Genomic DNA, 23,426 nt, shown 5'->3' with positions numbered 1-23,426 from the left:
TGCCAGGGCAGGAAGGTGGTGGAAACCCGCCGTAACCCCGTGAAACCCCACGTCCCCAGGGGCATGTATGCCCTGCGTGGGGTCCTACCTGGGTGCACCAGGGCAGTCGCCCGCCCACCCGTGGCGAAAACCTTTCAGTCCCCCGGCGAAAGCGACGGGAGAAGCAGGCGTAAAAACTTCTTGTCCTCCGGCGGGCGACCCCAGGGGTTTCACTGGTGAACAGAGGCTTTTAAGGCTACGAAACGGCCCGCCGATGCCCCCTCTCCCCTCTGGATCAGCCCCCGCGCTCGCCCTCCATGACGTGAGCAAGCGCTATGGGCGCAGGTGGGCGCTGGCGCGGCTCACCTACGCGCTGCCCGCCGGCCGTTCGCTGCTGCTCACCGGCCACAACGGCTCCGGGAAGACGACGCTCCTGCGCCTCGTGGCCACCGCGCTCGGGCCCACCGCGGGCCGGGTGGAGGTGCTGGGCCGGGACGCCGTCCAGGATCGCGAGGCGGTGCGCCGCGACGTGGCGCTGCTGTCCCACGCCAGCTTCCTCTACGAGGACCTCACCGCGCAGCAGAACCTGATGGTGCTGGGGCGCCTCTTGGGCGTGGACGCGCCCCAGGACGTCGCGGACGCGCTGCTCAACAAGGTGGGCCTCACCCGCCGCACGGACAGCCCGGTGCGCGGCTTCAGCGCGGGCATGCGCAAGCGCCTGGCCATCGCGCGGCTCCTGATGAAGGCCCCGGCACTGGCGCTCCTGGACGAGCCCTTCGGCGAGCTGGACCCCGCGGGCATCCAGGACATGGAGGGCGTCATCGCGGAGCTCAAGGCGGGCGGCACCACCGTGGTGCTGGCCACGCACCTCATCGAACAGGGGCTGAGCCTGTGCGAGGAGCGGCTGCACCTGCAGGACGGCCGGGCGGTGGCGGCATGAAGGCCCCGAACCCGCGGCGCGCTCCCGGCCTCTTCGCGACGACGCTCGTCCTGCTGCGCAAGGACCTGCTCATCGAATGGCGCACCCGCGCGCGGCTCAACGCGCTGGTGTTCTTCGCCATGGCCACCCTGCTGCTCTTCTCCTTCGCGCTGGGCCCGGACACGAAGCTCCTGGAGCGCAACGCGGGCGGCTACCTGTGGCTGGCCATCCTCTTCGCCAGCGTCCTGTGCCTGGGCGAGTCCTTCCGCGTGGAGACGGAGAACGCCTGCCTGGACGGCGTGCGGCTGGCCCCCGCGGACGCGCGCGCCATCTTCCTGTCCAAGGCGCTGGGCAACGCCCTGCTGCTGCTGGCGCTGTCGGCGGTGCTGGTGCCCGTGATGGTGGCCCTGTACGGGGTGCGCATCGTCACCGGGGTCGGTGACCTGGCGGGCATCCTGGTCCTGGGCAGCCTGGCGCTGAGCGCCCCGGGGACCGTCTACGCGGCCATCTCCAGCAATGCCCGGGCCCGGGATGTTCTCTTGCCTCTGCTATTGTTCCCGCTCGTCATCCCGGCCCTCCTGTCCGCTGCCAAGGGGACCACGCTCGTGCTCCAGGGTGACCCGATGCAGCAGCTGGGCTCATGGCAGGGGCTGCTGCTGGGGTTCAATCTGATTTACTGGGGCGTGGGCTTCGTGCTGTTTCCCCGGGTCATCGAGGACTGAAGGATGAACAAGTTCGTCAAGTTTGGCCTGCCGGCGCTGACGCTGGCACTGCTGGGCGCGGGCTGGTGGCTGGGCCTTGCGTGGGCGCCGCCCGACCGTGAGATGGGCGAGGTGCAGCGCATCATGTACGTCCACGTGCCGCTCCAGTGGATGGCCATGATGGCCATGTTCATCAACTTCGTGGCCGCGGTGACGTACCTCATGCGTCAGTCGTGGAAGACGGACGCCATGGCGGAGGCCTCGGCCGAAGTCGGCCTGCTCTTCGGCACGCTGGGGATGATCACCGGCTCCATCTGGGGCCGTCCCACGTGGGGCGTGTACTGGTCCTGGGACCCGCGCCTGACGTCGGAGGCCATCCTGCTGGTGTCCTACACGGGCTACCTGGTGCTGCGGCGCTTCGTCGAAGACCCGGAGAAGCGCGCGGTGTGGAGCGCGGTGGTGGCCATCATCGGGGCCATCAACCTGCCCATCGTGTGGTTCTCCGTGCGCTGGTGGCGCAGCCTCCACCAGGTGCAGTCCAGCCCCAAGACGGTGGACCCGCAGATGGTGCTGCCCCTGCGCGTGTCGGCGTTCGGCATGCTGGCGCTGCTCATCGTCTTCCTGGTGCACCGCTACCGCATCGCGCTCGCGGAGCGGAAGGCGGAGGTGGCGCTGCCGGAGGCGCTGCCCACGGATGACCCCGCGCTGCGCGCGTCCCATTCCTCGAAGGTGGCCTGAACATGACCTCGCTGACCTCTTTGATGCTGCTGGCCCAGGTGGGCAGTGGCCGGCTCCAGGGCGGCTGGGGCTATGTGTGGGCCTGCTACGGCATCTCCGTGGCCGCCTTCGTGCTCTACTCGGCGTCCCTCTGGGCGCGCCGTCCCCGCGCCACCGACTCGAAGGAGTGAGCCCATGACGCCCGTCAACCGCAACCGTCTCATCGCGCTGGGAGCCCTGCTCTTCGCCGGCGCTGGCCTTGGCTTCATCGCCTTCGGCAACATCGGGGACAACCTCGTCTATTACTGGAGCCCGTCGGAGCTGCTCTCCAACGGCGACAAGGCCTACACGGCCACCATCCGCCTGGGCGGCGTGGTGCAGCCGGGCAGCATCCAGTGGAACGAGGGCCACACCACGCTGGACTTCCGCGTGGCGGACGGCCCGGACGCGAACGCCAAGAGCGTGCACGTGCGCTCGCTGGAGACGCCCCCGCAGATGTTCCGCGAGAAGATCGGCGTCGTGGTGGAGGGCACCTACGACAAGTCCGGCGTCTTCACGTCCAACCGGCTGATGGTGAACCACTCCAACGAGTACCGCGCTCCGAAGGAAGGCGAGGAGCCGCGCAAGTGGCAGGAGACGCTGGCGGAAGGTGCCACCACCGCCACCGTGACGCCGCCGGGGGCGCCGTGAACGGAATGCTGGGCTATGGGCTGGTCCTCGCGGGCCTGGCCTTCGCCGCCTTCGGCGCCATCCTGGGGCTGGTGGGCGGCCTGCGCCGCACGGACGCCAGCTACCCCTGGGTGCTGCGCGCGGTGTGGGGCTTCGCCGCGTGCATGATTGGCAGCAACCTGGTGATGGTGGAAGCGCTCATCAGCCACGACTTCAGCGTGAAGTACGTGGCCCAGGTGGGCAGCCGCGCCACGCCGCTCATCTACACCATCGTGTCGCTGTGGAGCGCGCTGGAAGGCTCCATCCTCTTCTGGGGCCTCATCATGGGCGTGTACCTGGCGGCGTTCGCCTGGGTGCACCGCAAGGAGCACGCGCGCTACATGCAGCTGGCGCTGGGCACCATGCTGGCCGTGGGCGTCTTCTTCGCCTTCCTCATCGCGGGCCCGGCCAACCCCTGGGGCGCAGTGTCGCCGGTGCCGGCGGACGGGCCGGGGCCCAACCCGCTGCTGCAGAACCACTTCCTGATGATCATCCACCCGCCCATGCTCTACGCGGGCTACGTGGGCATGACGGTGCCGTTCGGCGTCGCCGTGGCGGGCCTGCTGCGCGGGGAGATTGGCGAGGCGTGGATGGCGCCCCTGCGGCGCTGGACGCTCATCGCGTGGATGTTCCTCACGCTGGGCATCGTGCTGGGCTCCTGGTGGGCGTATGCCGTCTTGGGCTGGGGCGGCTACTGGGCGTGGGACCCGGTGGAGAACGCGTCGTTCCTGCCGTGGCTGACCGCGACGGCGTTCATGCACTCCACCATGGTGCAGGAGCGCAAGCGGATGCTGAAGCTGTGGACGCTGAGCCTCGCGCTGGCGTCGTTCGTGCTCACCATCCTGGGCACGTTCATGACCCGCTCTGGCATCTTCAACTCGGTGCACTCGTTCACCCAGTCGGACATCGGGCCCACGTTCCTCGTGTTCATCGCCATCCTGCTGGTGGTGTGCATTGGCCTGCTGGCCACGCGCGGCCACCTGCTGGCGCCCGAGGGTCGGCTCACGTCGATGATGTCGCGCGAGGCGAGCATCCTGGTGAACAACCTGGTGTTCGTGGCCATCACCTTCACGGTGCTCCTGGGCACGCTCTACCCGCTGGTGTCGGAGGCCGTGCGCGGCATCCGCGTGAGCGTGGGCGAGCCGTACTTCAACAAGATGGCGGTGCCGGGCGGCATCGCGGTGCTCTTCCTCATGGGCGTGGGCCCGGTGCTGCCCTGGGGCACGCCGGACAAGGCCGCGCTGCGCCGGCAGTTCCTCATCCCCGCGGCGGTGGGCGTCGTCGTCACCATCGCCTGCTACGCGGCGGGGCTGCGCGGCGTGTACCCACTGCTCACGTTCGGCCTGGGCGGCTTCGTCACCGTCATCACGCTGCGCGAGCTGGTGGTGCCGGTGCGCGTGCGCATGACGGAGCGCAAGGAGGGCTTCGTCACGGCGCTGGCCACCGCGACGAGCAAGGCGCGCCGCCGCTTCGGTGGCTACGTGGTGCACCTGGGCATCGTGCTCATCATCGTCGCCGTGGCGGCCTCCAGCGCGTACGTGAAGCACACGTCCGGCACGCTGAAGAAGGACGGCACCCTGATGCTGGACGGCTACCAGCTGAAGTACCTGGGCCTGTCCAGCGGTGAGGAGCCGCACCGCACCTACGTCGCCGCGCGCCTGGAGGTGACGGCGCCCAACGGCAAGGTGTCGGAGCTGCGCCCGCGCATGAACTACTACGAGCGCAGCACGGACCCCGTGGGCACGCCCGCGGTGCGTGAGTCGCCGAAGGAGGACCTGTACATCTCGCTGATGGCCTTCAGCGAGACGACGGGCACGGCGAGCTTCAACGTCTGGGTGTTCCCGCTGGTGGGATGGATCTGGTACAGCCTGCCGCTGCTGCTCCTGGGCACGCTCATCGCCGTGTGGCCTTCGCGCCGGGCGGCGGTGCTGCGCACGGACGCGGCGCCGGTGGGCGCGGCGCCTCCCCTGCCGGGTACGGACGCCGAGCGGGGTGCGGCATGAAGCGCTGGCGGCTTCCCCTGGTGTTCGCCGCCGTCGGGGCGGCGCTGCTCTTCGTCCTGTTCCAGGGCTTCGGGCGCGACCCGCACGAGGTGCCCTTCATGTTGAAGGGCGCGCCCGCGCCGGACTTCACGCTCAAGCCGCTGGACGGCGGCGACGTGGTGAAGCTCGCGGACCTCAAGGGCCGCCCGGTGGTCATCAACTTCTGGGCGTCGTGGTGCGGGCCCTGCAAGTACGAGCACCCGGTGCTCGAGTGGGGCGCGCGGGAGATGGGCGCCCAGGCCCTGTTCATGGGCGTCGTCTTCGAGGACACGGAGCCCAACGCGCGCGACTTCCTGCGCCGCATGGGGGCCAGCTTCCCGCAGCTGATGGACGAGCGCTCGCGCATGGCGGTGGACTACGGCGTCGCGGGCGTGCCGGAGACGTACTTCATCGACGCGCAGGGCATCATCCGTGGCAAGCACGTGGGCCCCATCAGCCCGCAGATCCTGGCGGCCCGGGTGAAGGAGCTGACCCAGCCGGCCACCGCCCCCACCGCGGAAGCCGCTCGCCAGCCCTGAGCTGGCACCGCCCGCTCGGAAGGCAGGCACCCGGGAGCCGGCGTTGGAGCCGCGTTCCCGGGGCCGCCTCGCGGGAGGCCTGGAATCCGTAGTAAGTCCGTGCTGCCGGCGTCGTTCGCGGGGGCACCCCCGGCCCCTGCTCCAGCGAGGTGGTTCTCCATGCAGTGCCCCGAGTGCGGTGAGAGCGCGGCGGACGTCCGCTTGATGTACTGCGAGAACTGCGGCGCGAAGATGCCCGCCCGCCCCGCCCCGCCGCCGCGTGCCAGCAGCGCGAAGAGCCAGCGCCCGAGCCGCCCCATGTCGGAGCCGGCGTACGCGGCGGAGATCCTGGATGAAGAGGAGGACGCCCGGCAGCAGGGCCGCGCCGGCTCCGCCCCTCCACGCGGCGCCAGGGAACAGCCTCCGCCGGACGCGTACGAGGACGAGGACCCCTACACGGGCCCGCGCTGGCTGAAGGACGTGCCGGGGCACTCGCAGAGCGTGGTGGGTGTGGGGCTGGTGACGTTCTCGCTGGTGCTGTCCATCCTCCCCTTCTTCCCCAGCGTGGGCGTGCTGGGGACGCTGCTGACGCTCGTGGGGAGCGTGGCGCTGGTCGCGCGCGAACTGCGCCGCGACGGCAACGCGCCGGGCTGGGTGGACCACGTGCCGCTGGTGCTGCTGCGGCCGGAGGTCCCCGCTGGCTTCACGCTGCTGCTGCTGGCCCTCACGGTGCGGCTCTTGTCGGGCTTCAACCTGCTCCTGCCCCTGTGGGCGGCGGGCACGCTGCTCATCGCCGTGGAGCAGTACCGGCTGGTCATCGCGGAGCCGGACGGCGTGGGCCGCGACTTCGATGCGCGCTCGCTGCTGGGCTTTCCCCGGGTGCTGGCGCTGGCAGGCGTGGCGGTGTGCGTGGTGGCGCTGTTCCTTCCCTGGGGGAAGGTGATGGCGGACGGGTCGTCCCTGCCGGACAACGCGCCGGTGCCGGGCAGCGTGCGCGGCGCGCCGCCGGAGCTGCGCGTGCTGCCCACGACGCGTCCCTCGGATGACTCGCTCTACAGCCAGGGAGGCGGCGTCATGTCGCGCTCGGGCTGGGACCTCCCGCTGTCGGAGCTGCCGCTGCTGGTGCTCCTGTCGGTGCTCGTGCTCGCGGCGCTGCGGCCGGACGTGGAGCGCCCGGCCTGGCTGCGGTGGGTGCCGGTGGGCGCGGTGAGCGTGAGCCTCCTCTGGGCGCTCGCGGGGGTGAAGCTCGCGGTGGGGCCGTTCGCGTTCCTCGCCGGCCTGGGGGCCGTGGGCTTCCATGCGGTGCGCCACGCGCTGGGCCGCGACGAGCCGCAGGGCTTGCTCCCTCCGGAGGACGACCCCTACGACCCGGAGCAGGACCTGGAGACCGAGACCGAAGCCGAGCCCGGCGGGTACCGGGGCTGAAGGCCGCGAGAGTCCCATGGAAGGGCTGCCCGGGCGGTAGGCGTGCGGCCCAGGTTTCACTGTGCAATACCCGTCAGGGGGCGGTAGTTAGGGACGGCCCCCGCTGGAGCCCCCGATGAATGCCGTCCTCGTTTCGTTGACCCTCGCCCTGAGCCTTGCCACGGGGCAGTTCGCGCCGCAGCAGGCCGCGAGTGATCCGCTCGCGCCGGCCCAGGAGGCGCGGGTGCAGGTGCTGGCGAAGAAGCTGCGCTGCGCGGTGTGCCAGGGCCTGTCGGTGGCGGACAGCCCGTCCTCCATGGCGCGCGCGCAGCTGGACAAGGTGCGCGAGCTGGTCTCCGACGGAAAGACGGACACGGAGATCGTCGACTACTTCGTGGCGCGCTACGGCGAGTGGGTGTTGCTGGAGCCGCGCGCGGAGGGCTTCAACTGGTTCGTGTGGCTGGGGCCGGTGGCGCTGGTGCTGGGCGGCCTCTTCGTCATCATGAAACAGCGTCAGCCCCTGCCCGAGGGCGCCGCGTCAGCGGAAGCCGCGCCGGTCCCCTCCCCTTCCACTCCCGCGCCGTCCACGGACGACGCGGACCCCTACCTCCAGGCCGTGCGCCGGGAGCTGGAGCGCTAAGCCATGCAGCCCGAGCCCACCAACTGGTTGCCCGGAATCATCGTCCTGTCGGTCGCCTTCGTGCTGGCGGCCGCGTGGCTCCTCTACATGAAGATGAAGACGGGGAGCGCGCTGCCGGACACGTCGCCGAAGGCGGACGGCACGGTGGATGACCTGGCGCAGCGGGCGCAGTCGCTCATCGAGCAGCTGCGCACGCTGGAGGCGGAGAAGCACCACTTCACCGCGGAGCACTACACGGCGGAGAAGGCGCGGCTGGAGAAGGAAGCGGCCGCGGCGCTGCGCGCGAAGGACGAGCACCAGAAGCGGCAGGCGGCGGGAGAGAAGGCGCCCGCGCGCAACGTGCCGGCGCCCACGGGCTGGGCGTCGCGCAACCCGCAGCTGGTGGGCGCGATGTGGGGCGCGGGCGTGGTCGTCTTCTTCGGCGGGCTGGGCTACCTGCTGGTGTCCGAGCAGAAGCCGCGCGAGGAGGGCCAGATGGGCACGGGCGCGACGCCGCCGGGCATGGCTCAGCAGCAGCAGGCGGAGATGCCCGAGCCGAACGACGAGCTGGAGCAGGCGCGTCAGCGGCTGGCGTCGAACCCGGGCGACGTGGAGGCCGCGTCGATGCTGAGCCACGAGCTCATCCGTCAGCAGCAGTTCGAGGAAGCGCTGAAGGTGACGCTGAAGGGCCTGGCCGTGGATCCGTTCAACGTGGAGCTGCGGGTGCACCGGGGCGTGCTGCGCGCGGCGTCGCAGGGCGACCTGCAGGGCGCGGAAGCGGAGCTGACGGAGCTGGTGGACACGTGGCCGGACGCGCAGGAGGCGCTCATCTTCCTGGGCAGCCTGTCGCTGCGCCGGGGCGACAAGGCGGGAGCGCTGGCGCATTTCGAACGCTTCACCGTGGAAGTGCCCAAGAACATGCAGCCCCCGCAGCTGGCCCCCGCCGTCGCCCAGCTGCGCGCGGAGGTCGCGCAGCAGTAGGCGTACGCTGAGCGCCGTGAGTGTGTCACCCCTGGAGGTGGGCCATGGGTGCATCCGGCGTCTGGAAGGCCGCTGTCGCGCTGTGCATCGTCGCGTTGTCATCCGCCTGCGCGACAGGCGGTTCCGCGACGTACGTGGAGGGCGCCCTGCGCCCCCGTCACTTCGTGTTTCATGAAGTGGTGAAGCAGCGCGGGAAGAAGGAGGGCGGCTGGCGGGCAGCGTGCCTTCATGTCGGCATCGCTCGAGACACGGGAGAGTTGTTCTACTGCAAGTTCGGCGTGGAGATGCCCATCGCCAATGGCGCGCAGGGAACGATCTCCATGGAGCAGGCGCAAAGCCTCTCCGCGAGTTGCGCGAATCAGGCGGCGAGGGCCACTTTCTCTGGTGCCACACCAGCCACACCCATCGGAATTGCCTGTGAGGAGTTCAAGACCTTCTACGACCTGACGCTCAAGGCGGTCATTGAAGGTGCCAAAGTCACGAAGGTCTGTTCCATGGGCATCAAGCCCGTAGTGGTGACACCTTCAGGTCCAACCACAAGCGGAGGCATGTAGCCCATGGTTCCATCCACCGAGGAGTTGCTGGAGATCGCGCGGACCTACTGGCCCTCTGAAGAAGATCCCAATCAGGAACCCAGCCCCGAAGCACATCTGCTCCATGCACTGTGGCAGCCGAAGCTCGCGGATCCCGGGCCCTGGGACATATTGATCGACCAACTCGAACAGGCATTTCCCCAGGACTCCATCGGAGACATCACGACGTCTCGGGATGCGAGCTTTTGGTGCGCCATCTATCCAAGACGTACTCCTGAGCGTGCTGGCCTGCACTGGGTCTACGTCGGCTGCGCCAGCATCATCGCGCCGGTCTACACCGTGTACCGGGTCCTGTTTGAGTACGGAGAGAGACGGATGTTCCGGCAGCTTGATCTGGAGCCTCCCGCGGTAGAGCCCGCAGTCACGCTGGCGAGACTCATGGAGTCCACGATGGGGCTAAGCCTGCTGCCCCCTGACATCGCCAACCATCCTGTGCCTGTCTTCGTGGGCTGGAAATCCCCTCCGAAGACGACGCTCTTCCACGCGCTCTTCACGAGCGAGCCCGACAACCTTCCCTGAGCCTCACCCCAGCCTGCGGATGGGCGCGCCATCCAGGTACGCGCGGATGTCCTCCACGGCCTCACGGAAGTACGTCGCGTAGTTCCCCTGGGACACGTAGCCCAGGTGCGGAGTGGCCAGCAGGTTCGGCAACTTCCGCAGCACGTCGTCCGCGGGCACCGGCTCTGTTTCAAAGACATCCACCGCCGCGCCCGCGATGAGGCCCTGCTGCAACGCTTCAACCAGCGCCGCCTGATCCACGATGGCCGCACGGGACGTGTTGATGAGGTACGCCGTGGGCCGCATCCTCGCGAGCTCCGCGCGTCCCACCAGCCCCCGTGAGCGCTCTCCCAGCACCAGGTGGATGGAGACGAAGTCGCTCGTCTCCAGGAGTGCCTCCTTCGCCGCGGCCCGCGCCACCCCCACCTCCGCGGCCCTCGCGTCCGTGAGGTTCGGGCTCCACGCGACGACGTCCATGCCGAACGCGGCGCCCACACGCGCCACGCGGCCACCAATCTTCCCCAGGCCCAGCAAGCCCAATCTCTTCCCATGCAGGTCCGCGCCCACCGAGTGCTGCCAGGGCCCACCCTGCCGGAACGCCGTGCTCTCCCCCACCACGTTCCGCGCGAGCGCCAGGATCAACGCCCACGTCAGCTCCACGGGCGGCTCGGTCGCGCTCGCTGTCCCGCACACCGTCACGCCGTGCGCGGCCGCCGCCGCCAGGTCGATGGACGCGTTCCGCATCCCCGTCGTCACCAGCAGGCGCAGCCGTGGCAGCCGTTCAATCAGCGCCTTCGGGACCGGCGTGCGCTCGCGCATCACGACGAGCAGGTCGAACGGCGACAGCGCCGCGACCAACTCCTCCTCTCGGGAGAAGTGCTCGCGGAACACCGTCACCTCGACCTGTGCGCTCACGGACGACCAGTCCGCGAGCCGCGTCGAAACGCCCTGATAGTCGTCCAGGATGGCGCAGCGCAGCTTCTCCATGGCACCGGCCAGGATCCGCCGCGCCACCCCGTCGCGTCAATCCACCGCGGCCTTGCGGCGGCGGAAGCGGCGCACCTTCTCCACCAGCTCGTCGGACAGCACGCCCTTCACCGCGTTGCGCGTCTGGCGGGCCCACTCCTCGGAGCGCGTGAACCACTCGCCCGCGAAGCCCGCGCCGTGCGCGCGCAGCGACACCGTCTGGCGCTGCTTCGTCACCCAGTCGGACTTGTAGGTCTCCGTGCCTCGCAGGAAGTCGTACTCCGTGAGGCCCATCTCGATGGCGTCCTTGAACGTCTCGCCCACGAGCACCAGGCCGACGCTTCGGTTGCGCCACGCCGGGTCATACCCGGACTGGAAGTACACGAACGTCTGGCCATGCAGGATGCCGTACACGGACGCCACCGCCTGGCCGCCCACCTTCATCGTGTACATCCGCAGCCGGCCCCGCTCCGCCAGCCACTGCGTCGCGTCCCGGTGGAAGGCCTCCACGCCCGCGCCCTTGATGCCCTGGGAGCCGCCGTCCGAGGACCAGCGCAGCGCGTGCAGCCGGAAGAAGTCCGTCATCGGCCCGGCGAGCTGACCCGGCGCGTCCGTGCGCTCGATGCGGTAGCCGTCCTGCTTCTCCAGCCACTTGCGCCGGCGCAGGTAGTTGTCCCGCCGGCCCGTGCGCTTGAGGAACGCGTCGAACGGCTCGCCCGGCACCAACGTCTCGTACGGGCACACGTAGCGCTCCGTCACGCGCACGTCGCCAAACACCTCGCGCGCCACGCCGAGCGTCGTCGAGCCCTCGCGCAGGTCCGTCAGGTCCAGCACGTCCCACTCATCGCGCAGCCCCTGGAGCACGTTGAAGAACGCGCGGGCGGCCTCCGCCTCGCGGCCCTTGCGCGCCACCACGTCCAGGTAGTCGCTGCCCACGTGCGTCTCACCCAGGAAGCCCAGGCGCCGCACGCGCATGCCGTTCACCCAGCGGTGCTCCAGCCCCAGCGGCAGGAGGCCCACCAGCGTGCCCAGCCGGTCGCGCGCCGTCAGCACCAGCGGCCGGACTTCGGGCGCGATGCGCCGGCACCACGGATACAGCCACTCCCAGGCGTTGAACGGACCGGCGTTGCTCGCGTCCAGCAGCGCGTTCCACTCCGCCCGCATGCCCGCCATCTGAGAGGCACTGCCCACCGCCGCCACGTCCAACCGCGGCGTCAACCTCGGACCCGACGTCAACTCGTCTTCGCGGATCACCGCGTCACCCCGATGCCTTTCCCGAAGCACTGCTCCGGCCCCCGGGTGCCATTGCAACCCGGGAGCCAGCTCCTGTTCCCTCACGACGCGCGCTTGCTCGGACGGCGCTCGGACTGGAGCGCTTCCCGGACCACGTCCGCCACCTGCCCCATCACCTCCGGCGACAGGTCCTGGTGGCACGGAATCTCAAGAATGGTGCGCCGCAGCTGCGCGACCTCCGGGAACTCCGTCGGGTCGCACGCCGGATGGAAGCGCTTCCAGAAGTCGATGGCGTCGATGCCCTTCTCGCGCAGCTTCGCCAGCAGCGTCTCCTTGTCCTGCACCACCATCGGGTAGAACAGGGGGCTGACGCCCGCGGGCAACTGGTTGAAGAGCGGCGGAGACACGTCGCGCAGCCGGCTCAACAGCAGGAAGTAGTTGCGGCGCCGGGCCTCGACGATGCCCTCCAGGTCCTGCGCCAGGGCAATCCGCTTCGTCAGCGGGCTCATGCCCAGGTCCACGTGGCGCCGGTCGAAGTGCTGCGTGCCCGTGGCGACGCGCTCGACGCTCGCGGCCTTCACCGCGCCGTGCCCCACCGAGCGCACCAGGCCGCGCAGGCCCCGGCCCACCGCCCCGCCGCGCAGCTCCAGGTTCTGCAGCAGCGCGGACACGGTGTGGCTGAAGGTGGACGCCACCGGCGGCGCGGGCGGCTCCGGCAGGCTGTAGGAGCGCTTGCCGTTGACGACCAGCGCGCCTCCATTGGGTACCGGAAGGGTCTTGTAGAGGCAGAAGATGCCCACGTCGCCCGTGGTGCCCAGCGGCGTCGCGCCGTCGGACGACAGCAGGGACAGCGCGCAGTCTTCAATCAACGGGATGCCGTGCTCGTCCGCCAGCTTGCGCATGGCGTCCACCGGCCCCGGGAAGCCCGCGTAGTGGATGAGGTAGAGCGCGCGCGTCTTCGGAGTGATCCGCTTCGCCACGTCCGCCACGTCCACGTCCCAGCGGCTGCCCACGCGGTAGAAGCGCGGAATGGCACCCGCGTCCACCACGGCCTCCACCTCCACGCCGTGGTGGTAGGCGGGCATCAGCACCTCGCCGCCATCCAGGCGCAGCATCTTCATGGTCAGCCAGACGGCGTTGCGCGCGAAGTAGAAGTAGCGCGCGTTGGGCGACGAGAACGGCGGCAGCGCCCCCGGACGCGGCGGGGCCATCAGCATTCCCGGCCACAGCGTGGGCAGGGACGGAACGAACAGCTTGTCAGTCGTCTTCACCGCTTCCATCGCGCCACCACCTCTTTCGCCGCCGGTACCCACCGGAACTTCGCCGAGCACAGGGCCCGGCCGAAGGCGGTGTCGTTGAACACGTAGAGCCAGGTGTGCCGGCGGACCTCGTCCGTCCAGTCGCGCTTCCACACCATGTCCGGCCCCAGGAAATCGAACTCGGTCAGCCCGCGCTCCAGGCAGTGCCCCAGCACCTCCTCCATGAGGAGCTGCCCCGGGCTGCACTCCTTCAGGCTCTCGTCGTAGCCGGGCTTCAAGAGGAAGTAGCGCCCGCCGTATTCCAGGCCGTACTGGAACGCCACCGCGCGCCCGTCCAGGCGCAGGAAGTACAGCGACAGCCGGCCGCGGTAGGCCGCGTCACGCGCCAGCTCCGTGTAGAAGCCGCGCGTCTTTCCGTCCTGCGCCATGGCCGTGCCGTTGGCGCCCTTCCAGCCGCTCTGCTCCAGCAGCAGCCCCTCCTCCAGCGTGCCCTCCAGGTCCAACCCACCGGTGACGCGCTCGAAGGTGACCTTCCCCTTCTCCTCCAGCTTGCGGCGGCGGCGGCGGCAGTTGGCCTTGAACTTGGACGGCAGCTTCGCGAAGTACGCGTCCTTCTTCGCGGGCAGCGGCACGTAGGGCGAGTTCAGCGACTCCCACTCGCCCACCGGCAGGTTGGACTGCTTCGCGGCCTCCAGCAGGCGGAAGCCCACGCCGCCGTCCGGCACGTCCGTCAGCCGCAGCACGTCCCAGCCGCCCGTCTCACGCAGGTGCGTGAGGAAGGCCCGGGCCGCGGCGTCCGGCTCGCGCGCCAGCACGTCGAAGCGGCAGGAGTGCGCGTTGGCCGCGGAGGTGAGCTGACGCACCGGCATGCCGTACATCGACGTGCGCTCCTCCACCAGCGGCAGCGCGGCGCTGAGCTTGCCGTCCTCGCCGCGCATGAGCAGCACGCGCATGCGCGAGCCGGCGGCGAAGTTGTCCAGCCACAGCCGCAGGAACTCGTGCCGGTAGAACAGCTCGTTGGAGGTCGTCTCCACGAGCTGGTTCCACTCGGCTTCCAGGGTCATGAAGGCCGCCCGGTCGTTGACTTCCTCGACCCGGGGGGCGGCTTGAAAGGGAATGGCTTCCATGTGAGCGGGCCCCAAGGTGGTGATGGACGGCGCGGCCTACAACCCGCTGCGCGCCATCTTCAGCAGGCAGGCAGCGACCTTGCGGCTGTCGTGTCGGATCTTGGACCCCTCCTTGAGCAGGTCCGCCTGCACCGGAATCACGCCGGAGGACAGCAGCTCCCGCGTCTCCGCCGTGACCATGTAGGAGCCCTTGCGCGCATAGCGCTGGATGGACTCCTCCGAGGGCGCACGGCCATTGACGAGCACCGCGTCCAGCACCGGCCCCACGTGGTCGATGACGGCCTGCACGTGGTCCAGGCAGTTCATGCCGTCCGTCTCACCCGGCTGGGTCATCAGGTTGGCCACCATGACCTTCAGCGCACGCGTCTCCTTCAGCGCCTGGGCCACGCCGTCCACCAGCAGGTTGGGCAGCACGCTCGAGTACAGCGAGCCCGGCCCGATGGCGATGAGGTCGGCCGTGTAGATGGACTCCAGCAGGCCGTCCACCGGGGGCGGCGAGCGGGGGCTGAGCGACACGCGGCGCACGCGGCCCTGGGCGCGGCAGATGTTGCGCTCGCCCACCACTTCCGTGTCGTCGTGCATCTGGGCGACGAGCTGCACCGACGCGAGCGTGCTGGGCAGCACCTGGCCCTGCGCGCCCAAGAGCTCCCCGGACAGCCGCACCGCCTCCAGGAAGTCACCCTTCAGCTCCGCGAGCGCGGCGATGAGCAGGTTGCCCACCGCGTGGCCGGCGAGGCCCCGCGCGCCGCCGAAGCGGTACTGGAACACGTCCTTCAGCGCGCTCTTGCCACCCGCGAGCGCCACCAGGCAGTTGCGGATGTCGCCCGGGGGCAGCACGCCGTGCTGGCGGCGCAGGCGGCCGGAGCTGCCGCCGTCGTCGCTCATCGCCACGACCGCGGTGATGTCCACGCCGGGCTGGCCACCCTTGGGGGCCGCGCGGCGGGCCAGCCCCTTGAGCACCATGGGGAGGCCCGTGCCGCCGCCCATCGCGACGATGCGGGTGGGACGGTTCTTCGGCGCCTGCAGCAGCTCGTTGTGCGCGACGTTCTGCGCCTTGTTGCGCGCGTCGTCCTGGCTCCACTGCTCAGAGAACGGCGCGTCCACATCCATGCCCACCATGTTCCGACCCCCTCGCCCATCCCAATCCATGGCCCCACCCTTGGCATCCCGGCCTCCCCCAACAACCGGAGGCCGCGGATGGTCTCAATCACTCACTACCGAACCAGGCTACCGAGCACCCCGCCCCAACAGCACGTGCCGGACGGTGTGGAAGATAATGCCGACGTCCAGGAACAACGACCCGTTCTTCACGTAGTAGAGGTCGAACTCCAGCTTGTTGCGCGCGTCCTCCACGGAGGCCCCGTAGGGGTAGCGGATCTGCGCCCAGCCCGTGATGCCCGGCTTCACCGCCTCGCGCACGCCGTAGAACGGAATCTGCTGCTTGAGCTGCTCGGTGAACACCGGACGCTCCGGACGCGGGCCCACGAAGCTCATGTGGCCCAGGAGCACGTTGAACACCTGGGGAATCTCGTCGATGCGCGTCTTGCGGATGAACTTGCCCACCCGGGTGACGCGGTCGTCGTTGGAGCGCGCCCAGACCGCGCCGTTCTTCTCCGCGTCGGTGCGCATGCTGCGGAACTTCCAGAGCGGGTAGGCACGGCCGCCCAGGCCCACGCGGTCCTGCCGGTAGAAGACAGGGCCCTTGGAGTCCAGCTTGATGGCCAGCGCCACCAGGATGAGGAAGGGCGAGGCCATCAGCAGGAGCAGCGACGCCACCGCCACGTCGAACACGCGCTTGAAGGCCCGGCGCAGCGGCGACACGGTCATCTCGTCCGCGAAGGCGAAGTCGCTGGCGCGCAGGAACTGCACCGGGATGCGGCGCAGCACGCGCTCGCAGAAGCCCGCCGCGTCGTACACCCGCCGCCCGTCCAGCCGGCAGCGCAGCAGCGCCTCCACCCAGTTGGCGCCGCGCATGTCGTCCGCGGCCTGCACCACGTAGGAGGCGTTGAGGCGGGTCGCCATCGCGTCCAGCGGCTCCTCCACCTTGCGCGGATCCACCAGGGCCACCACGCGGAAGGAACCCTCGCCGCCGTCTTCAATCGCGCTCGCCACCGCGCGGGCCTTCATGCCGTCACCGACGACGAGCACCGCGTCGGGCTCACCCACCAGCGCCCGGATGGAGACGCGAACCACCAGGGTGCCGGCCAGGGCGCCCATCGCGCCGCCCAGCAGCGTCCCGGGAGGCAGCACCACCGGCAGGGCCAGCGGCAGGAGCAGCATCACCCCGCCCGCCACCATCGCCGTGACGCCAGCGGCCTTGAGGAAGCGGTAGCCGCGCGTGCGGTCCTCGGCGGCGATGCGGAGGTCGTACAGGTCCAACAGGTACAGCGTGAACTGGAAGGTGACGACGAAGGCCAGGCCCAGTCCCACCAGCGTCGGCCACATCGTGGCGAACGGGGGCGTGGAGCCCAGGGGCGCGAAGAGGGCCGCGCAGGCCGCGGCACCCGCGACACAGGCCAGCGCGATCGCCGAAGACTCGGCAAGGAAGAACGTCAACTTCTTGGCTGAAAAGTAGTGATGGAAAACGCGAAGCACGTGACTCCTCCAACCCCGACCCGCCGCCGCTCCAGGCCCCCCGCCCTTCGCACCTCATCGGTGCGAGGAGCGGGTCGGGCCTTCAAAGACACTCCACCTCGACAGACTGCCTGCTACTTCTTCACGTAGTTCTTCAGGTACGGGGTCGCGTTCACTTCCGCGCCGTTGAGCACGCAGCCCACCATGGCCGCGCCCGCCAGCTGCTCCACCGCCTGGTTCACCACCTTGGAGGGGGTGACGTTGGCGCGGATGACCATCAGCACGCCGTCCATCTGGTGGCCGAGGATGGCCGCGTCCGCGAACGGCAGCGTGGGCGGCAGGTCCACGTACACCTCGTCGAAGCCCTCGCGCACCGCCTTGAGGAACTGCTTCATGCGGGCGGAGGCCAGCACCTGGGTGCTCTCCTCCGGCGTGGCGCCGGCGGGGATGACCGCCAGGCGCGTGGAGTTGAAGCGGCGCACCACGTCGCGCACGTCGCACTCACCGGCCAGGAGCTCCGCCAGACCCTGCTTGTTGCGCATGCCCAGCGTGGGGGCCACCTGCCCCCGGCGCAGGTCCGCGTCCACCAGCAGGATGCGGCGCTCCGGGTTCGCCCGGGCGGCGGCCAGGGCCAGGTTCACGCTCGTCACCGTCTTGCCCTCGCCGGGCATCGCGGAGGTGAGCGCCACCACCTTCATCGGGCGCTGCTCGCGCATGCGCTCCAGGCGGTAGTACAGGGTGCGGTACTGCTCGGCGGCCGCGGAGGCAGGGGCCGTGAGCGTCACCACCCGGCGGTCCACTGCGTTGCTGGACGTCGCGCTGTCATCCACGCGGGGGAGGAAGTTTCCGGCCCGCTCCATCGTCGAATCCATCTGAGTTCTCCAATCCTTTCCGTAGAGGGTCGGCAATTAATTCAGGGTCGTGGGCGAGGAGACGCTGTTCTTGCTCCCAGCCATGGGCATCAGGACCCGCTTCTCCGTCTTGCCTTGCATGTTCGGGACCACCGCAAGGACCGGCAGGGTGATGCGCTCCCGGACCTCGGTACCATCGCGCAGGCTGTCATCGCGCATCTCGAGCACGGTGCCGGTGAGGACACCCAGGGCCAGGGCCACCAGGGCGGCGATGAGCAGGCCGCTCATGCGGTCCGGGCGGGCCGGGGAGGAAGGCACCCCGGCGGGCGAGATGACGTTGAACAGGCTCTTGGCGCTCTTGGCCTCCAGCTCCTGGGCGATCTCCGCCTCCACCTTGCGGCTCACCACGCTCTGGTACTTGGTGCGGGCGATCTCGTAGTCCCGGTTCATGACCGCCAGCTCCTGGGCCCAGCGCGGGGTGTTGTTCAGCCGCGCCTGGTACGCCTCGGCCTGCTTCTGGAGGTCCACGATGTCCTTCTGGATGTTGGTGATGAGCTGCGCCACGCGGGTGCGCTCGTTGCGCTCGGCGTACATGCGGCCTTCCGCGTCCTTGCGCTGGGCGCTGATGTCACCCAGCTCGCGCTCCATCCGCTTCACTTCCGGGTGGTCCGGGGTCCACTGCGTCTTGGCCTGCGTGAGGGTGCGGGACAGGCCGCTCTCCGTGGCCTCCAGGCGGCCGGCCTCGCTGTCCGCGGCGTTGCGGGCCCGGGCCAGGTCGGAGCGGCGCGCTTCGGCGGAGCGCAGCTCCTCGGACTTCGTCTGCAGCTGGGCGCTGATGCGCTCCAGGCCGCGCATGTTCATCTCCATCTGCTCGGGCAGCTCACCCAGGTGGGCCACCTTGAACTGGGCGATCTTGCTCTCCCAGGAGGACACGGCCTTGCCCATGCCGACCATCTCCTCGGTGAAGAGGTCGGTGGCGCGGGCCGCCTGCGCCTGGCGGATCTTCAGCGTCTCCTCGGAGAAGATGGCCGGCAGGCGGTTGGCCACCTGCGCCACCACCTGCGGGTCGCGGCCCGCGTAGGTGAGCTCGAAGGCCGTCTCACCCTCGACGCGCACCGTGAGGTCCTTGCGCATCTGCTCGACCGCCGCCTCGATGCCCTTATCGGACACGAGCTCCGGGTAGAGGTTCATCTCCTCGATGGCCTTCTGGAGCACCGGCCGCGCCAAGAGCTCCTGGCGGACGGTGACCAGGCGCTGCTCGATGAGCTCGCTCACCGTGCGCTGGACCATCTCCTCACCGGGGCGCTGCGGCTCCACACGCACCACCACGGACGCTTCATAAATGCTCGGACGGGTCATCACGATGGCCGCGCCCAACACGAAGATTGCTGCAGCGATCGCCCCCACCAGGGCCTTGCGGCGCCACAGGGCCGAAAGCAACTGGTCCGCCGTCATCCCACGCTCCATGATCCGCTCCTCCACCTTGAACTCCCGAAAGTTGCCTACCAAGCTGTCATGACCAGACGGAGGGCGAACACGTTGCGTGTCAGGTCCCCCGCCCCAGCGACATCCGCCGCACCCACCTGCGCGATGCGGTCGAACGCCCCCTGCAGCGCCAGCTTCCGGCTCAGCCGGTACTCGACGCCTCCACCCACCGCATAGCCCTGCGACACGTTCGTGGTGTTGCGCCACTCCGTGTAGTTCTCACCGGGAGCCCGCCCGTTGCGGAAGAAGCTGGCCGCCCCGAAGGCCGACAGCTTCTGCGTGAAACGGTGCGCTCCCATCACCGACGCGTAGTCCGCCCACACCGCGCCGGAAAAACCGCTGGCACCCACGAGGTCGTGCCCCATGGAGAAGCCGAAATCGCTGCGCTCGCCCTCGCGCATCACCTCCAGCGCCACGCGGGGCAGCCACCCGCCACGCGTCGCGTCCGACGGCAGGTAGCGCACCGGCCCGCCCCGGAGGGTGAGCGTGGTGGGCCGCGTCAGCCGGTAGCGCAGGGCCGCGGCAGCGCCGTGCGCCTGGCTGTAGTCGCCGTCGTACAGGAAGCCCTGGTAGCGGTACTCGGCGCCCAGGGACAGCCGGCGCGTGGAGCGGTACCACAGCTCCACCGACGGGGTGTGCGAGTAGCCCGCCACCCGTCCCGGCTCGATGATGCGCGTCGCTTCGAACGCGTAGCCGGCACGCACGTCCATGCGCTCCGTGACGCGCCCCGTGAGCCCCACCTTCGTCGTCGCGTAGAAGGTGGGCGCCGTGGAGCGCGCCAGGCCGTCACGCGGCAGCGACGTCGGGTCGGTGACGCGGAACACCTTCGCGCTGGCGTCCAGCCGCAGCCGCCGGGACAGCACGTCCCGGAAGCCCACGCCCGCGCGGTGGTCCACCGTCGTCTTGCCGGAGCCGTGCCGCGCGAGCAGGTCCGTGGCGTAGAACGAGTCGAACGTCAGCTGCTCGTTCTTCACGTCCAGGCCCAGCCGCGGGGACAGCTTCGTCATGAACTGCCCGTTGGTGCCGCCCGACCCCAGCCGGATGTCGTTGTCGAAGCGCTCCTCCGCCGTCAGGCGCAGTCGCGGCTCCAGGATGGTGGCCGCCTGCGCGGCCGGCGCGGCGATGAGACAGCCTGCAATCACTGCCCGCTTCCAGTTGCCCCTCACCGCCGCCCTCCCGTCCATACCCACGCCCACGTTCGTTGCTTCCGGATGTCTGTCTTTGAGGTCTTCGCGCCCGTCCCGCTTCACGGGACGACGACGGTGTCACCCGGCCGCAGGATGACGTTCTCGCCGTCGGGGGAGACCAGGTCGCTGTAGCGCACCGGGATCTGCCCGCCCTTGCCGTCCGTGCGGATGACGACGATGCCGTCGGAGTTCGCGAAGTCCGTGAAGCCGCCCGCCAGCGCGATGGCCTGCAGCAGCGACACGCGGCCGCGCAGCGGGTAGGCGCCCGGGTGGGCCACTTCGCCCGTCACGAAGACGCGGCTGCTGTTGACCTCGCGGACGATGACCGTCACGCGCGGCTCCTGCACATACGCCTGGAGGCCCGACTTGAGCGTCTCCGCCAGCTCCGTGGGCGTCTTGCCCGCGGCCTGGATCTCACCCACCATCGGGATGGAGATGAAGCCGTCGGGGCGCACGGGCACCGTGCGCGACAGCTCCTGGTCCCGCCACACGCTCACGTCGAGCACGTCCTCGCGGCCGATGCGGTAGGGCTGCTCCGCGTTGTCGACCTTCAGCGTCTGCTGGTGAGCACAACCCGACAGGAGGAGCATCCCCATCACCGTCCAGAACCCCGTGCGCCGCATTCCCATCTTCCGCTCTCCTTCGTTCACTGATGTCCGCGCGGGCCACCGTTCACACGCCCTGAAGGGCTGGGCGGCTCGCTTCTGGCGGAGGCTCTTAGCAGCGCGTGTGCCAGCGGCAGGGGGGAGGGAAAACCCTTGGAACTCGGTGGGTTACGGCGTGCCACATCAGGCGCACATGGGCGCATCCGGGAAAAATTCCGGTCCCACCCCGGTGTTCTCCCCTGTGCTTTCTGCCGATCGCTTCCACGGGGTGGAAGAGGATTGCCCAACGTGCGGCCCCCACCTTCCACTTCATCTCGCACTCCCTCTGGGCCCCCCGTGCCAATGCGCTGGCACGCGTCTTGATAAGGGTTTGGGCGTCGGACAGCGGTAGTGGTTCAGGGGTCCAATTCAGTCCAGAGGGGGACAGCGGATGGGCAAGGTGGCAGGGGCGGTGGGGGTGGTCTTCATGCTCGGAACCAGCATCGTGGGGCTGATGGGGGCCTCGCTGGGCAACGGCGTCGAAGCGGGCGTGCTGGGCATGGTCGGCCTGGCCCTGTACGGGGGCAGCTCGCTCTTGAATGGCAAGGCGGCGGAGCCCGCGGGCGTGGCGAAGCAGGCGTAGCGCCGCGCGCACTGACAGGCTGAAACGCTGTAAGGATTCACGGGCCTTCGGGCCGGATCAGCGAAGTGGGAGGAACAGCCCTCCCCCGCTCCCGGCCCGTGGGCCCTTATCATGTCCGGGCCCTGCCCTCTTCTTCAGGGCTGGTGCGGCCCGGCTTCCGGCGCGCGGGGCGCGGGTGCTTCCGGCAGGGCGCGCGGGGCTTCGCCAGGCCGCGGCGGCACCTCCTGCTCCGGCAGCGGCTGCTGCGCGGTGCCCTGGGCCTCCTGGCGGCGCAGGCGCACGGCGCGGCTCCACAGGGCGATGCCGGCCCACGCGGAGATGAGCGCCACTGGCACGGCCACGGCGTGGGGCCAGTAGAGCGCCACGCCCGCGAGCGCCAGGGGCACCACGCCCGCGCCGAAGACGACCTTGGACTCGGTGCGGCCCAGCTCGCGGTGGTTGGTGACGGCGGCGCCCACGGTGTTGCCCAGGCGCACCGCGCCCGCGGCCGCGCGGCTCATGCGGCCCCGCCGTCCGGGAGCGCCCCGCTGCGAGCGCGGCAGTGGCGGCGAGGCACGCAGGCGCCGCGCCTTGCCGCTGAGCACCACCTCCGTCGCGTGCTCCAGGTCCTGGAGGTACATGGCCTCCATGCGCAGGGCGAAGGGGGCGTCCTCCACGGCGACGTCGATTTCCGAGTTTCCCAGCCAGCTGGCGGGGTTGAGGTTGGAGGAACCGACGCGCGCCCAGGTGCCATCCGCCACGGCCGTCTTGGCGTGGAGCATGGTGCCATTCCATTCATAGACGCGGATGCCGGCCTCCAGCAGGGGGCGGTAGCCGGCCTGGGTGAGCGGGCGAAGCGCGGGGATGTCGCTGCTGCCGGGCACGAGCAGCCGCACGTCCACGCCGTCGCGCGACGCGGCCCGGAGCGCCTGGACATAGGTGGCGGTGCCCACGAAGTACGCGTCGGTGAGCCACAGCCGCTTGCGCGCGAGCGACGCGATGAGCTGGTCCACGCGGAACAGGCCCGCGCTCCAGGGCACGCCGGCCACCACGCGCAGGTTCACGTCGCCCATGGGCGTGGAGGCGCGAGCGGACAGGCAGCCCTCCTCATCCAGAGGAGGCCCCACGGTGCTCCACCCCTGGGCGAAGGCGCGCACGAGGTCCGCCACGGCGGGGCCGCGGATCTCCAGGCCGGTGTCGCGCCACGGGGCCACGCCCTTCTGCGCGTCCCCCACCCACTTGTGGCTGACGCACAGGCCGGAGACGAAGCCCACCTCGCCGTCCACGGTGAGCGTCTTGCGGTGGTTGCGGCCCAGCCACGCCAGGGGCCGGTCGAACTGGAAGGGATTGAAGCAGCGCACCTCCACGCCCGCGTCGCGAAGGGAGCGCCAGTAATGACGGGACGCAGTGCCCTGGCAGCCCAGCCAGTCATAGAGGACGCGCACCTGCACGCCGTCGCGAGCGCGGGCGGCCAGCGCCTCCGCGAAGCTGCGGCCCACCTCGTCGTCTTCAATGATGTAGTTCTCGAAGAGGATGGAGCGCTCTGCCTGCTGGATGGCGCGCAGCCACGCGGGGTAGTTCTCACGCGCGTCGCGCAGCAACTGCACGTCGTTGCCCGACACGAGCGGCGCACCGGCGGCGCGGGAGAACACCTGTTCGGCCAGCCCGTGCTGCCGGCCGCTGATGCCCGCTGACTTCACGATGGCCACGCCGTGTCTCCTCGGAAAATCGCTCAGGCTGAGGTGCGGTCCCGGGGAGTGGGTCGCAAGGGTTCCCGGGACGGGGGTCCGGCGCGCTCCCGGCCGCGCCGAGGGCCTGCCCGTTCGGCTGGCCTCTCCTCCTTCCTACCCTCCCCGCTTGATTTCGCCCAAGTGGGGACT

General features: G+C 70.1%; 24 protein-coding genes. 13 read left to right on the top strand and 11 right to left on the bottom strand.

The window, feature by feature from the left end:
- Positions 1–253: 253 nt before the first annotated feature.
- The 12 genes from ccmA (at position 254) to JYK02_RS08880 (ending at position 9,679) form a co-directional block, all read left to right on the top strand.
- The gene (gene ccmA / locus JYK02_RS08935; RefSeq protein WP_207050470.1) at positions 254–919 is read left to right on the top strand and encodes a heme ABC exporter ATP-binding protein CcmA; all 666 of its coding nucleotides are present in this window, start codon (positions 254–256) and stop codon (positions 917–919) included.
- A complete protein-coding gene (locus JYK02_RS08930; RefSeq protein WP_207050469.1) occupies positions 916–1,620 on the top strand; it encodes a heme exporter protein CcmB in 705 nt (234 codons plus the stop codon). Before ccmA ends, JYK02_RS08930 begins: the two co-directional genes overlap by 4 nt.
- Positions 1,621–1,623: 3 nt before the next feature.
- On the top strand, positions 1,624–2,337 hold the full coding sequence (gene ccsA / locus JYK02_RS08925) for a cytochrome c biogenesis protein CcsA (protein ID WP_207050468.1): 714 nt from the start codon (positions 1,624–1,626) through the stop codon (positions 2,335–2,337).
- 2 nt (positions 2,338–2,339) lie between these two features.
- Complete coding sequence (locus tag JYK02_RS08920; protein WP_167510780.1) at positions 2,340–2,507, top strand: hypothetical protein; 168 nt, start codon at positions 2,340–2,342, stop codon at positions 2,505–2,507.
- Positions 2,508–2,511: 4 nt separating this feature from the next.
- Complete coding sequence (locus JYK02_RS08915; protein ID WP_207050467.1) at positions 2,512–3,006, top strand: cytochrome c maturation protein CcmE; 495 nt, start codon at positions 2,512–2,514, stop codon at positions 3,004–3,006.
- The gene (locus tag JYK02_RS08910; RefSeq protein WP_207050466.1) at positions 3,003–5,027 is read left to right on the top strand and encodes a cytochrome c-type biogenesis CcmF C-terminal domain-containing protein; all 2,025 of its coding nucleotides are present in this window, start codon (positions 3,003–3,005) and stop codon (positions 5,025–5,027) included. The genes JYK02_RS08915 and JYK02_RS08910 overlap by 4 nt, the downstream gene beginning before the upstream one ends.
- A complete protein-coding gene (locus JYK02_RS08905) occupies positions 5,024–5,584 on the top strand; it encodes a TlpA family protein disulfide reductase (RefSeq protein WP_207050465.1) in 561 nt (186 codons plus the stop codon). Before JYK02_RS08910 ends, JYK02_RS08905 begins: the two co-directional genes overlap by 4 nt.
- Positions 5,585–5,743: 159 nt before the next feature.
- Positions 5,744–6,988: a zinc ribbon domain-containing protein gene (locus tag JYK02_RS08900; RefSeq protein ID WP_207050464.1), complete on the top strand. Its 1,245-nt coding sequence runs from the start codon at positions 5,744–5,746 to the stop codon at positions 6,986–6,988.
- Between the two features lie 115 nt (positions 6,989–7,103).
- On the top strand, positions 7,104–7,607 hold the full coding sequence (locus JYK02_RS08895) for a cytochrome c-type biogenesis protein (protein WP_207050463.1): 504 nt from the start codon (positions 7,104–7,106) through the stop codon (positions 7,605–7,607).
- Positions 7,608–7,610: 3 nt separating this feature from the next.
- Entirely contained in the window at positions 7,611–8,567 is a 957-nt protein-coding gene (locus JYK02_RS08890; RefSeq protein ID WP_207050462.1) for a tetratricopeptide repeat protein, read from the top strand.
- Between the two features lie 44 nt (positions 8,568–8,611).
- Positions 8,612–9,121, top strand: a complete 510-nt coding sequence (locus tag JYK02_RS08885; protein WP_207050461.1) for a hypothetical protein — start codon at positions 8,612–8,614, stop codon at positions 9,119–9,121.
- A 3-nt stretch (positions 9,122–9,124) separates the two neighbouring features.
- On the top strand, positions 9,125–9,679 hold the full coding sequence (locus tag JYK02_RS08880; protein WP_207050460.1) for a hypothetical protein: 555 nt from the start codon (positions 9,125–9,127) through the stop codon (positions 9,677–9,679).
- A gap of 3 nt (positions 9,680–9,682) precedes the next feature.
- Here the strand turns inward: JYK02_RS08880 and JYK02_RS08875 are convergent, their stop codons facing one another.
- The 10 genes from JYK02_RS08875 to JYK02_RS08830 form a co-directional block, all read right to left on the bottom strand.
- Complete coding sequence (locus JYK02_RS08875; protein WP_347402452.1) at positions 9,683–10,672, bottom strand: D-2-hydroxyacid dehydrogenase family protein; 990 nt, start codon at positions 10,670–10,672, stop codon at positions 9,683–9,685.
- Positions 10,673–10,681: 9 nt separating this feature from the next.
- On the bottom strand, positions 10,682–11,878 hold the full coding sequence (locus JYK02_RS08870; protein ID WP_207050459.1) for a GNAT family N-acetyltransferase: 1,197 nt from the start codon (positions 11,876–11,878) through the stop codon (positions 10,682–10,684).
- An 80-nt stretch (positions 11,879–11,958) separates the two neighbouring features.
- A complete protein-coding gene (locus tag JYK02_RS08865) occupies positions 11,959–13,137 on the bottom strand; it encodes a DegT/DnrJ/EryC1/StrS family aminotransferase (protein ID WP_207050458.1) in 1,179 nt (392 codons plus the stop codon).
- Positions 13,125–14,243, bottom strand: a complete 1,119-nt coding sequence (locus JYK02_RS08860) for a GNAT family N-acetyltransferase (RefSeq protein ID WP_207050457.1) — start codon at positions 14,241–14,243, stop codon at positions 13,125–13,127. The genes JYK02_RS08865 and JYK02_RS08860 overlap by 13 nt, the downstream gene beginning before the upstream one ends.
- 36 nt (positions 14,244–14,279) lie before the next feature.
- Positions 14,280–15,362: a gluconeogenesis factor YvcK family protein gene (locus JYK02_RS08855; RefSeq protein WP_207050456.1), complete on the bottom strand. Its 1,083-nt coding sequence runs from the start codon at positions 15,360–15,362 to the stop codon at positions 14,280–14,282.
- Positions 15,363–15,470: 108 nt separating this feature from the next.
- Positions 15,471–16,838 carry a polyisoprenyl-phosphate hexose-1-phosphate transferase ExoE gene (gene exoE, locus JYK02_RS08850; protein ID WP_207050455.1) on the bottom strand — a complete coding sequence of 456 codons (1,368 nt, stop codon included), beginning with the start codon at positions 16,836–16,838 and terminating at the stop codon, positions 15,471–15,473.
- A gap of 113 nt (positions 16,839–16,951) precedes the next feature.
- Complete coding sequence (locus JYK02_RS08845; RefSeq protein WP_207050454.1) at positions 16,952–17,689, bottom strand: CpsD/CapB family tyrosine-protein kinase; 738 nt, start codon at positions 17,687–17,689, stop codon at positions 16,952–16,954.
- Positions 17,690–17,725: 36 nt separating this feature from the next.
- Entirely contained in the window at positions 17,726–19,135 is a 1,410-nt protein-coding gene (locus JYK02_RS08840; RefSeq protein WP_207050453.1) for a GumC family protein, read from the bottom strand.
- Between the two features lie 35 nt (positions 19,136–19,170).
- On the bottom strand, positions 19,171–20,337 hold the full coding sequence (locus JYK02_RS08835) for a hypothetical protein (RefSeq protein WP_207050608.1): 1,167 nt from the start codon (positions 20,335–20,337) through the stop codon (positions 19,171–19,173).
- 62 nt (positions 20,338–20,399) lie between these two features.
- Positions 20,400–20,969: a polysaccharide biosynthesis/export family protein gene (locus JYK02_RS08830; protein ID WP_207050452.1), complete on the bottom strand. Its 570-nt coding sequence runs from the start codon at positions 20,967–20,969 to the stop codon at positions 20,400–20,402.
- A 406-nt stretch (positions 20,970–21,375) separates the two neighbouring features.
- Here JYK02_RS08830 and JYK02_RS08825 point away from each other — a divergent pair, with 406 nt between their 5' ends.
- Entirely contained in the window at positions 21,376–21,567 is a 192-nt protein-coding gene (locus tag JYK02_RS08825; protein ID WP_207050451.1) for a hypothetical protein, read from the top strand.
- 134 nt (positions 21,568–21,701) lie between these two features.
- Here the strand turns inward: JYK02_RS08825 and JYK02_RS08820 are convergent, their stop codons facing one another.
- Complete coding sequence (locus JYK02_RS08820; protein ID WP_207050450.1) at positions 21,702–23,255, bottom strand: phospholipase D-like domain-containing protein; 1,554 nt, start codon at positions 23,253–23,255, stop codon at positions 21,702–21,704.
- Between the last annotated feature and the right edge of the window lie 171 nt (positions 23,256–23,426).

The organism is Corallococcus macrosporus (genome assembly GCF_017302985.1).
Classification (GTDB): Bacteria; Myxococcota; Myxococcia; order Myxococcales; family Myxococcaceae; genus Corallococcus; species Corallococcus macrosporus_A.
Note: the sequence above shows the minus strand (reverse complement) of the source record. Positions and strands in the feature narration are given on the sequence as shown.